This window comes from Tropicimonas sp. S265A (genome assembly GCF_049800835.1).
Taxonomy (GTDB): domain Bacteria; phylum Pseudomonadota; class Alphaproteobacteria; order Rhodobacterales; family Rhodobacteraceae; genus Dinoroseobacter.
Map to the genome: position 1 here is coordinate 1 of NZ_JBNAFU010000014.1, position 10,175 is coordinate 10,175.

At 58.9% G+C, this 10,175-nt stretch carries 10 protein-coding genes and 1 tRNA gene; 1 reads left to right on the forward strand and 10 read right to left on the reverse strand.

The window, feature by feature from the left end:
- Positions 1–16: 16 nt before the first annotated feature.
- From ACP15N_RS19415 to ychF, 10 genes are all read right to left on the reverse strand, one after another.
- A protein-coding gene (locus tag ACP15N_RS19415) for an IS3 family transposase (protein ID WP_425092124.1) occupies positions 17–1,182 on the reverse strand; the annotation gives its coding sequence in 2 pieces (ribosomal slippage) (positions 17–930 and positions 930–1,182; 1,167 coding nt in all).
- A 165-nt stretch (positions 1,183–1,347) separates the two neighbouring features.
- Positions 1,348–2,856 carry a tyrosine-type recombinase/integrase gene (locus ACP15N_RS19420; RefSeq protein WP_425093971.1) on the reverse strand — a complete coding sequence of 503 codons (1,509 nt, stop codon included), beginning with the start codon at positions 2,854–2,856 and terminating at the stop codon, positions 1,348–1,350.
- Between the two features lie 132 nt (positions 2,857–2,988).
- Positions 2,989–3,201 (reverse strand): MerR family transcriptional regulator, encoded by a 213-nt coding sequence (locus ACP15N_RS19425; RefSeq protein ID WP_425093972.1) that lies wholly within the window; start codon positions 3,199–3,201, stop codon positions 2,989–2,991.
- 46 nt (positions 3,202–3,247) lie between these two features.
- Positions 3,248–3,955 (reverse strand): hypothetical protein, encoded by a 708-nt coding sequence (locus ACP15N_RS19430; RefSeq protein WP_425093973.1) that lies wholly within the window; start codon positions 3,953–3,955, stop codon positions 3,248–3,250.
- Positions 3,952–5,133 carry a tyrosine-type recombinase/integrase gene (locus tag ACP15N_RS19435; protein ID WP_425093974.1) on the reverse strand — a complete coding sequence of 394 codons (1,182 nt, stop codon included), beginning with the start codon at positions 5,131–5,133 and terminating at the stop codon, positions 3,952–3,954. Before ACP15N_RS19435 ends, ACP15N_RS19430 begins: the two co-directional genes overlap by 4 nt.
- Positions 5,134–5,283: 150 nt before the next feature.
- Positions 5,284–5,373, reverse strand: a tRNA-Ser gene (locus tag ACP15N_RS19440).
- Positions 5,374–5,432: 59 nt separating this feature from the next.
- Positions 5,433–6,641 (reverse strand): HlyD family secretion protein, encoded by a 1,209-nt coding sequence (locus ACP15N_RS19445; protein WP_425093975.1) that lies wholly within the window; start codon positions 6,639–6,641, stop codon positions 5,433–5,435.
- The gene (locus ACP15N_RS19450) at positions 6,634–7,059 is read right to left on the reverse strand and encodes a hypothetical protein (RefSeq protein WP_425093976.1); all 426 of its coding nucleotides are present in this window, start codon (positions 7,057–7,059) and stop codon (positions 6,634–6,636) included. The genes ACP15N_RS19445 and ACP15N_RS19450 overlap by 8 nt, the downstream gene beginning before the upstream one ends.
- A 96-nt stretch (positions 7,060–7,155) precedes the next feature.
- A complete protein-coding gene (locus tag ACP15N_RS19455; RefSeq protein WP_425093977.1) occupies positions 7,156–7,827 on the reverse strand; it encodes a GNAT family N-acetyltransferase in 672 nt (223 codons plus the stop codon).
- Positions 7,824–8,921, reverse strand: coding sequence for a redox-regulated ATPase YchF (ychF, locus tag ACP15N_RS19460; protein WP_425093978.1), 1,098 nt, complete (start codon positions 8,919–8,921; stop codon positions 7,824–7,826). The genes ACP15N_RS19455 and ychF overlap by 4 nt, the downstream gene beginning before the upstream one ends.
- 142 nt (positions 8,922–9,063) lie before the next feature.
- On the opposite strand from ychF, the gene trpA reads away from it, so the two are divergent.
- Positions 9,064–9,855 (forward strand): tryptophan synthase subunit alpha, encoded by a 792-nt coding sequence (trpA, locus tag ACP15N_RS19465; RefSeq protein ID WP_425093979.1) that lies wholly within the window; start codon positions 9,064–9,066, stop codon positions 9,853–9,855.
- The last annotated feature ends 320 nt before the right edge of the window (positions 9,856–10,175 follow it).

Genomic DNA, 10,175 nt, shown 5'->3' on the forward strand with positions numbered 1-10,175 from the left:
TGACCTTCCCCCGTCGTTAGGGCCGGTTTGATCTGGAATCTTCCGGTTGGGTTTCAGTGTTGAGCGGCAGCGTGGAGACCGCAAGAGTCTCAAGCGCTGGCGCGGTGGTTTTCATCAGGAACTCCGTTGGTGATAGATATCCGAGCGCCGAATGAGGGCGCTTGGTGTTGTAGTGATTTCGCCATCTTCCAATTTCTTCGCGCGCATGACGGAGGGATCGGAACCAGTGGAGGTTCAGACATTCGTCTCTGAACTTGCCATTGAAACTTTCGACGAAGGCGTTCTGCACTGGTTTTCCTGGCTCGATGAACCGCAGACGCACGCCGGTCCGCTCTGACCAGTCAAACATGGCCTTGCTGGTCCCTTCTGGGCCGTTGTCGAGGACGATTTCTGCCGGCAGCCCGACACGCAGTGCCAAGTCGTCCAGAAAGCGCGCCATGCGCGCCCCAGGGATCGACACATCGACGATTTGGCCGGGACAGAACCGGTTGTGGTCGTCGACAATGTTAAGCACCCGAAACCGGCGGCAGTCAGCCAACTGGTCGCCGACGAAGTCCAAGGACCATCGTTGCATCGGTCTTTCTGGCACCGTGGGTGCGACACGATCCCGCCTAGGCAGCTTGCGCCGCTTCTTCGTCCGAACCTGCAAGCCAAGCTCGGTGTAAAGCCTGTACGTGCGCTTGTGGTTCACCACCAAGCCTTCGCGTCGCATCATCGCGTGCAGGCGCAGATAGCCATAGCGCCGGTTCTCAGACGCCAGTTCTTTCATGCGCTTGATCGCAGCCTCATCGTTCTTCGGCAGTGGTCGATATTGCTGCACCGACCGGGACAGCCCGACGATCCGACAGGCCCTACGTTCGCTCAGACCCAGCTCGCTGATCAGAAACCCCACGGCTTTGCGCTTAGCCATGGGCGTTACCAATTTTTTGCCAGAAGTTCCTTCATCGAGGTCATGTCCAGCATCTGGTCCGCCACGATCCGCTTAAGCTTGGCGTTCTCCACTTCCAACTCACGCAGCCGTTTGGCCTCAGATGCATCCATCCCGCCATACTTCTTACGCCAGCTGTAGAATGTCGCCGAGCTGATGCCGTGACGCCGACAGATGTCATCCGTCTTCGCACCAGCCTCGCTCTCTTTCAGCACGCCGATGATCTGTTCTTCAGAAAAGCGCTTCCGCTTCATGGGTCTTCCTCCTTCATCCATTCAAAGGTGGAAAATTCCAGTTCGCAATGGCCCGGATATCGGGGGGAAGGTCACCAGTGATAGAATATGAATGTCGGCTTCTAAGGTACGCACAATGTGTCTTAGCATCCGCAGCGAACTTCCGTTTGCCGCCCAGAACCACTGTTATCCATCGCGGATTACACGACGTTTTTGCATTTCCGCGATTACCCTGTCGAATAATTCGATTTTCACGTCATTTGGGATCGCATCGATGCTAGCGAGAGACGTTTCGGTTTCGACAACTTCTAAGAGCTCGAACCTTTGTTCGTCGCTGAGCTTCCCGTAGTGCCTTTCAGTGATCTGTTCGTTTTCATGACCCATGTTCTCAGACCAGGCCTTGCGTTGTTCTGCTGTGAGCGGCCTGCGGTCGCGCTCGGACGATATCGTGTGCTTTACAGAGTGTGGCGTGTAGGTCGAGGTGTGAGAGGAGCAGGCGGCGCGGAACGCCTCAGTGATAGCGTGAGTGGAGGTCATAACGGGGACGGCTTTGCCGAGGTACTTTCCCGCTTTTTGGAAATGGTAGAACGCGTCCAGCGGCGGAAAGAGCGCGTCGTCTGGCCCAAAACCCCCTTGTTCCATCAACGTAACCCACTTTTTCACAGCTGCTTGGAATGTGTCGTTAATCGGGAACCATTTGACCCTTAGGCTCTTGCCGTTTTTGGCACGAGCGATCTCAGCGTTCTGGACAATCAGGCGTGTGTCGCAGTCAATGTTGCGAAGCCGCAATGAGCTGAGAGTATCGGCCCGTAGGGCACCGAGAAAAGCCAATGCAAACAGCGCGCGGTTGCGTAGGTCACCGACGGATCGCGAAGGCATCTGGATCAGAAGCTGTTCTGCTTCTTCAACCGAAGGATAATCTTTGCGATCTCGCGGTAAGGCTTTGGCATAGACAGCGCGAGGGAGTTCCAGCGCGTCGGGCAGGTCCGCAGGCAGATGACGATAGTCCTCTTGCTTGCAGAGCCAGTCGAGAAAGTCCCTCAGATGAGACACGCTGTGCTGTACGGTAGACTTTGACTTACGCTCCACCGCGTCAGGCTTCAGAGACGCTTTGAAGTGATCACGCACCTTGTGGCAGTCCGCGAGAGTGAGCTTTTTGAAAGCCTTATTGCCGAGGAATACTTCGAACTGGCGGATCGCGGACAGATGTCGATCCTGCGTCTTTTCACTGAACTTACCTGCATAGGCTTGCCAACGATAAATCAGCGCATCGTTCGGCGAGGGCGTGATCACACTTTCAATCCCAATACCACCGAGGACCAAGGTGTTTTCTTCGTGTGCGGAGTCCCCGGTGGTATTGGGATCGAGAGTCTGGTTGATCGGGGCCAAATCAGCCTTCGTTCCGAACTTGAAGAGGTGCGCATTACACTCCGGGCACGTCGCTTCGAGTAGTAGCCCGCCTGATTTCGCGGATCCGCAGCTGATCGTTTCCTTGGATGGGAAGACCGCATTCTTGCATTCGGTGCATTTGAACTCGCCAGGACGCAGGTTCTGCTTCGTCCGGCTACGACGCGCGTGATGAAAGGCGACAACCGTGGCGCCCCGGAAGATATGGACACGGCCTTTGACGGAGGGGACGAGACCGGCCTTCGCCCAGTTCGACACTGTATTTCTGCTGACGGCGTAAGCGTTCATCAGGTCCTCGACAGAATAGACCCGGTTCTGTTTGAGCCGAACGCCTCTGTATGAGCGTGACACGATCATCCACTCCCGACGCAGAGCTCAAAGAGCTCTGGTGCGTGCGTGCTGAAGGAAGTTGTCAGGGATTCAGGAGCGCGGGTCTAACTGTGGATCGCAGCGATGCCGCGCCGCCCAGGCGTTCAGGTCAGATCCCCGGTAGACGATCTTCCGGCCCAGCTTGTAATACGCGGGCCCGACATTCCTGTGCCGCCATTGGGCCAGCTTTTCGCGATCGCCAATGACATCAAGCTCGGGATCGCCCAAGACATAGTTGCGATTGTTTTCAAACAGATCAGACATGAGTGCGTTTCCTTTTGTTGTAGTCGCCTACACCGAATGGATGTCGCTATTCGTCGAAGAAAGGCAGTCCCCGATTTCGATATCGGGGACCCTTAGTTCTTGAAATATTTACAAACTTTATCTGCTCAGACTCTGGCACATAGGGTTCGTTAGTGCCCCTAGGGCAGTGCGTGGACAGGAGCTGACGGTAGTTCTCAGCCATCTCGAGTATGTGCATGTTGCAATCAGGCGCGACTTTACGCGTGAAGTCTGCCATACCCAGATGCGTAACGCCCCGATACTTCTGCCAAAGCTTTCGAACCACATCTTTATCCTGCGCTCCGCGGATTCCCTTTTTCTTTGCGAGATGCGTGAGTCGCTCGATCAGTCCGCTTTTGGTGTATAATCCTCCGTACCGTTCGTCAGTTACGGAAAACATGATCTCAAGACCGAGTTGTTCGGCGACGTTGAGCTTGCGCTCATTTCCCTTTTTGTATCGGTCCGCGATCTCTGTCAGGTAGTCTATCGCTTCGTGCCTTACAGCCGCGCTTTCCGCCGCCCATCGAACAAATGGATAATCCTGCGGGCCAGCCTCAGCGGCATATCGCTCCGAGGCAAATAAATCCGCAAGCCGTTCAGCCGTTACCAAATGTCGAAAAGCGCGGATGGCGTGTAGACGGTCTTCAAGAACAGGCTCGCTCAACGCAGCTCTGAAGTCATCGAGAAACTTGAGTTCCTCTTCATCAAGTTCGACAACCGCCAGCACCTCGTTCAAGCCTCTCCCTCCACAATCACGAAGCTACTCCAGCGCGCCATCAGCGCCCGCCGCCGCTCCAGCAAATCCGACCGCGCATAGGCGCGCTCCACTTCGGAGCCGACCTGATGCGCGAGGGCAGCCTCTGCCACCTCGCGCGGCGCACCTGAAGACTCTGCCGCCCAATCGCGGAACGAGCTTCGGAACCCATGCACCGTGAACTGCTCCCGTCCCATCCTACGCAGGAGCATCAGCATCGACATGTTCGACAGCGGTTGGTGCCGCCTCTGCCCCTCAAACAAATAGTCGGAAGCCATTGGGCGCATTTGATCAAGGATGCGCACCATCTCATCTGTCAACGGAACGCGATGCGCTACCCCGCCCTTCATACGCTCCGCTGGGATAGTCCAAAGCCGCGCCTCTGTGTCGAACTCTTCCCAACGCGCTTCCAGGATTTCGGACGTGCGGCATGCGGTCAGGATCGTGAACTGCAGCGCCTTCGCCGCCATGGCGCTTCGCAGTTCAAGCTCAGCATAGAAGGCAGGGACATTGCGCCACGGCATCGCGTCGAGATGCGCCACCTTGGCTTTGACCTTAGGCAGAACACCTGCCTCTTTGACCGCAGTGACAGGGTTCTCACCGCTGCGAAAGCCTGAAGCCCGCGCCACATCCAGAACCGTCTTCATGCGCTGTGCCAGGCGCTTGGCCGTCTCATGCTTCTCAGTCCAGATCGGCGAAAGGCACATGAGCACTTCGGGCTGGTCGATACTGTCGACAGGCATGCGCCCGATCTTGGGGAAAGCATAGTCTCGCAGCGTGTTCAGCCATTGCTGACCATGCTTGGCGTTTTTCCACGTCGGCAGGCGGTCGATATGCACCTGACGGCTAAGTTCCTCGAAGGTCGGCACTTCGCGCTGCGCGTTGAAACGCGGGTTAAGGCCCGACTTCGCCATGCGCCGGTATTCCAACGCCCGCTCCCTCGCTTGATTAAGAGTGACGACATCCGCGCCGCCTAAACCGAAGTCCGTACGCAGGGGCCCACCCTTGCGATTGCGCTGTCCTTTGACGGTCACCCGCACAATCCAGCGCCGCGCACCGGAGGGATCAACGACCAGATACAACCCGGCGCCATCGCCGTGCCGCCCCGGCCCGAGATTCTCCACCAACTTCCTGGTCAGTTTGCCACCCAGCGCCGCCATTCAAATATACCACGAATAATACCACACAACGAAAATATATGGGGAAAAGCGGGTGAAAGCCAACGAAAAGGTTCACAGGCCTTTCCACCATATATACAAGGATCCTGGGAGCCAACTAGCAGTCAAACAACATCAGATAAAAGGGATGGGTGGCGGAGACGAAGGGATTCGAACCCTCGAGACGGTTTCCCGCCTACTCCCTTAGCAGGGGAGCGCCTTCGACCACTCGGCCACGTCTCCGCTGGTGGGTGTAGCGGGCGCGCGTCGGGGGGGCAAGGTGAAAAACCGGCTTGCCGGGCCTAGTGATCGCCCGTCAACACGAGGGTACGGACCGGCAGGAGGAGTGCGCGCAATCTCAGCCCCGCGGCATGAACGACACCAGTCGTCCCGACGATATGCATCAACGCGCCGGATCCGTGCGGCGGAACTGTGTAAACGTTGCCGAAGCAATTCGCGCCGCGGGGAATATCCGCGACCTGTTCCGGCCAGATCGGCTTGAGTTGCGCAACGAAGCGACCGGGTGCGCGTTGCAACGTGCCATCCAGCAGGTTGTCTGTGGGGCGGAACTGACCCGATGGCACTTCGGGCTGCACATCGGTGACGCGCATCGGAATGATCGCGAATGGCTTGGCCAGGCAAGTCATTTCCGCGACCGAACCGACCTGCACAACCTGTGCTGAAATCTGATCAAACGTCGCGACGAATTCCCTGTCCCCCTCCACGTCCGGCACGAGGATCCCCGCAGGACGCAAGATCGCGCTGACGAAATCGCCCGGGCGAAGGGCGAACTGTTCCACGCGCCCCTCGACGCCGGCTTTCACCTCGGTCTGGTCCAGCAGAACCTGCGCCTGATCCAGCGCGGCTAGAGCGGTGACGCGTTGCGCGGGCAGAGCTTCGTCAAGCTGGGCCTGCACGGCATCACGACCCGCCACCGCGGCCTGCAACGCCCCCCGCGCGGCATCAACGGCATTTCCGAGTTCCTCGACCTGGCGCACGCTGACGGCGCCGGAGCCCCGCGCCAGAAGTTCCGACTGCGCGCGGAACTCCTGCTCCGCCTCGGTCAAAGCGCCCTGTGCCTGGTCCACCGACCCGTTCGCCGCCGCCAGCTGCGCCTCGGCCACGGTGACAGACGCATCGATCTCGGCCAGCCGGGCCTGCGCAGTCTCCAGGTTGGTTCTCGCGACCGCATCATCCAACCGAAACAAGACCTGCCCGGCCTCGACGCGATCATCATTGGCGACCAGCACCTCGACCACGCGCCCCGGTGTTTCCGGCAGGATCGTCACCGTCCGGAATACTGAAACGATCTGAGAGGTAGAGGGGTGAAAATAGAAGATCATCGTGATCAACGTGGTGGTCAACAGCACGCACCCCGTGATCCCCCAGCGAAGCTCGAACCAGACCGAATACAGGGTAATCTCATGCCCGATCCGCTTCCCCTGGACGCGCGAGCGATAGAGGTAATCCGGCAGGATCGTCAACAGCGAACAGATGGTCAGTTCAAGCATGATCGGACGCTTTCCGAGGCGCTGGATCGGGTTCCTCCGCAGCCGTTTCCGCCAGCGTTGGAACGTCTTGAGGCGCGGTGCCGGACATGCGCTGCAAAGAGCGCGCGATGGATTGTATCGGGGTCATCAGATCCGGCGGATTGAGGGCGGCAAGGATAATCGCCGCGATCCAGAAAATGTTGTTGTGGGTCAGAAGGGCGATTAGCGTCAGGATACCGATCAGTTGAAGTTGGGTGCTGTTGGCCTTGTGTGCCATCCGGTCGGGAACAGAATGCAGGTGCAGGTAAAACACGCCTCCGAGAACCAGCAGGACCAGCACGAACACGATCATGAAAATCATCAACGTGTCTGTCTCACCCATTGGCGTTACATAGAACGGCAAGTCAGGCAGGTGTGAGGTTTTGACGTCTTCTGACACGGGTGCGCCCTTTTGACATGAACATCTGTCCTCTGCCTAATCATCCCAGCCGTAAGGTCAATGATTGGGCGGAAAAACACTTCCCCGTAGCGGCGATCAGGTCGTTGCGCGTGACAGCCTTTGTCTTTGGCACCCTCGCGGATCGAAATTCTCTGGCCTGAGCCAGGCCTGCAACCGGTCCCGCACATCCGGCCAATCCCCGTCGGTCATCGCATACCAGGCGGTATCGCGATTGCGCCCCTTTACCACCTGATCGTTGCGAAACGTGCCCTCGTACAAGAACCCGAGCCGCTCTGCAGCCCGCCGTGACGGAGCATTGCGGGCATTGCACTTCCACTCAAAACGCCTGTAGCCCAGATCGTCAAAGATGTGCCGCGCAAGAAGAAACACCGCCTCTGTCGCAGCCCTTGTCCGCGCAAGCGACGCGCCGTAGGCAATGCAGCCAACCTCGATACTTCCCTGATCGGGCCGCTGACGCATGAAGGACATCATGCCGAACGCGGCTCCATCTTCGGGCAAGACGGCAAAAGTGAGCCAGTCGCCATCGGCACTTCGGGCCGCATCAAGCCACTCTTGAAACGCGCGAGCCGTCTGGAAAGGGCCCGCGGGCAGATAGGTCCATAACGCATCTGTCTCAGGTCCGACGAGGGCAGTCGACAGGCCGGTTCCGTGAACGGACCAATCAAGCGGCTCTAGGCGCACGTAGCGCCCTTCATGCGCGACGGCGTCGGGGGCGGCACAGCCCTGCCAGCGTGCGAGGCGCGTCATGCGTTAAAAAGGAAATGCAGAACATCACCGTCCTTGACGGTATAGCCCTTACCTTCAACCCGCATCTTGCCCGCCTCTTTCGCCGCACTTTCACCGCCGAGCGCGATGTAATCGTCATAAGCAATGGTTTCAGCCCGGATGAACCCGCGCTCAAAGTCGCCATGAATGACCCCAGCAGCCTGCGGCGCAAGCGTTCCGGCGCGAATGGTCCAGGCGCGTGCCTCTTTCGGTCCCACGGTAAAATATGTCTCAAGCGATAGCAGCGCATATCCAGCACGGATAAGCCGGTCGAGCCCCGCTTCTTCAAGACCCATCTCGGACAGAAACATCTCGGCTTCATCGGCGTCCAGCTGGGCAATCTCTTCCTCGATCTGCGCCGAAATGATCACATGCGCCGCGCCCTGCTCCGCCGCCATCTTCGCGACCGCCTGGGAATGCGCGTTGCCAGTCGCTGCGGACCCTTCGTCAACGTTGCAGACATAAAGGATCGGCTTGGTCGTCAGCAGTTGCAGATTCTTCCAGACGCGCGCGTCTTCCGCGTCGATCTCTACCGTTCTCGCCGGCTTGCCCTCTTCGAGCGCCGCTTGGGCCGCTTTCAACAACCGCTCCTGCTGCACGGCCTCCTTGTCGCCGCCCCGCACCTTGCGCACGATGTTCACCAGCCGCTTCTCGATGCTTTCAAGGTCAGCCAGCATCAGTTCGGTTTCAATCGTGTCGGCATCGGCCAGCGGGTCCACACGCCCTTCGACGTGAGTGACATCGCCGTCCTCGAAACACCGCAGAACTTGGGCAATCGCATCGGTTTCCCGGATGTTTGCAAGAAACTGGTTGCCCAAACCCTCCCCCTTGGACGCTCCCTTGACCAGTCCGGCAATGTCCACAAAGGTCATTCGCGCCGGGATGATCTGCTTGGATCCGGCGAGTTCCGCAAGTTTGTCAATTCGTGCATCCGGAACCGCAACATCCCCGACATTGGGCTCAATCGTGCAAAACGGAAAGTTCGCGGCCTGCGCTGCCGCCGTCTTCGTTAGCGCATTGAACAGGGTCGATTTGCCCACATTCGGCAGCCCGACGATCCCCATCTTGAAGCCCATGACATGATCCTTCGAAAAATCCTGCCGCCTTCTAGGGTGCGGGGCGAAGCGGTGCAACCGATCCTGTCTTCGGCAGGACGACGTGCCATTGATTTCCCGCGAAAGATTGTCCAAACACCGCTGAAACACACGCGGAGACACCATGACACGGATCGACGACACCTTTGCCAGGCTCAGGGCCGCGCAGAAGAAAGCCTTCGTGGCGTATGTGATGGGCGGTGATCCGGATTTCGAGACCTCGGTCGAGATCGTCAAGGGGCTGCCTGGCGCGGGTGTCGACATTATCGAACTCGGCATGCCTTTTACTGACCCCATGGCCGATGGCAGCACGATCCAGCTTGCCGGTCAGCGCGCGCTCGAGGCAGGCCAAACCCTGGACAAGACACTCGACATCGCGCGCGCTCTGCGCAAAGAGGACGACAGCACGCCCATCGTGATGATGGGGTATTACAACCCGATATACGCGCGCGGCGTGGAGACTTTCCTGGAGCAGGCCAGGGACGCAGGCATTGACGGGCTGATCATCGTGGACCTTCCCCCCGAAGAAGACGCGGAACTGTGTATCCCGGCACAGGCGGCGGGGCTGAACTTCATTCGTCTCGCCACCCCGACGACCGATGATGCGCGCCTGCCGAAGGTTCTGCAAAACACGTCCGGCTTCGTTTACTATGTCTCCATCACAGGGATCACCGGCGCCGCCGAAGCGCAGGCCGCAGACGTCGCCCCCGAAGTGGCGCGGATCAAATCGGCCACCGATCTGCCCGTGATCGTCGGGTTTGGCATCAAGACCCCGGAGTCGGCCCAGAGCATCGCGGCCATTGCCGACGGTACCGTGGTCGGCTCCGCAATCGTCAAGCTCGTGGAAGAAGGTAAACCGGTTCCGGAGATCCTGTCTTACGTCGCAGACCTTGCCGCAGGCGCACACCGGGCCTGACCCCCCGTCCCCCCTTCCGACTCGCTTTGTCCCCGGCTTTCCGGTCCTGCGGTGTGCGTATCGTGCGGGTGTCGTGCGTATGTGGCAGGTGGTTTTGCCTGATGTCCCGCTCACGAAACTTGTGATCGGTGCGAGGTTTCGCCCGCGCGCGCGGTTTCTTTCGTAACGTCACGGGGGTGTGAGCGGTGTGACAGGGCCAAGCCTCTGATTTCACGTGGCTTTTCCGAGTGCTGGCGGAAAATCGCACAGCAACACCCCTCACGCGGGCGTGATGCGCATTTTTGCACATATGGGTCGGCCCAAATGCCCGTTTCTTTCCA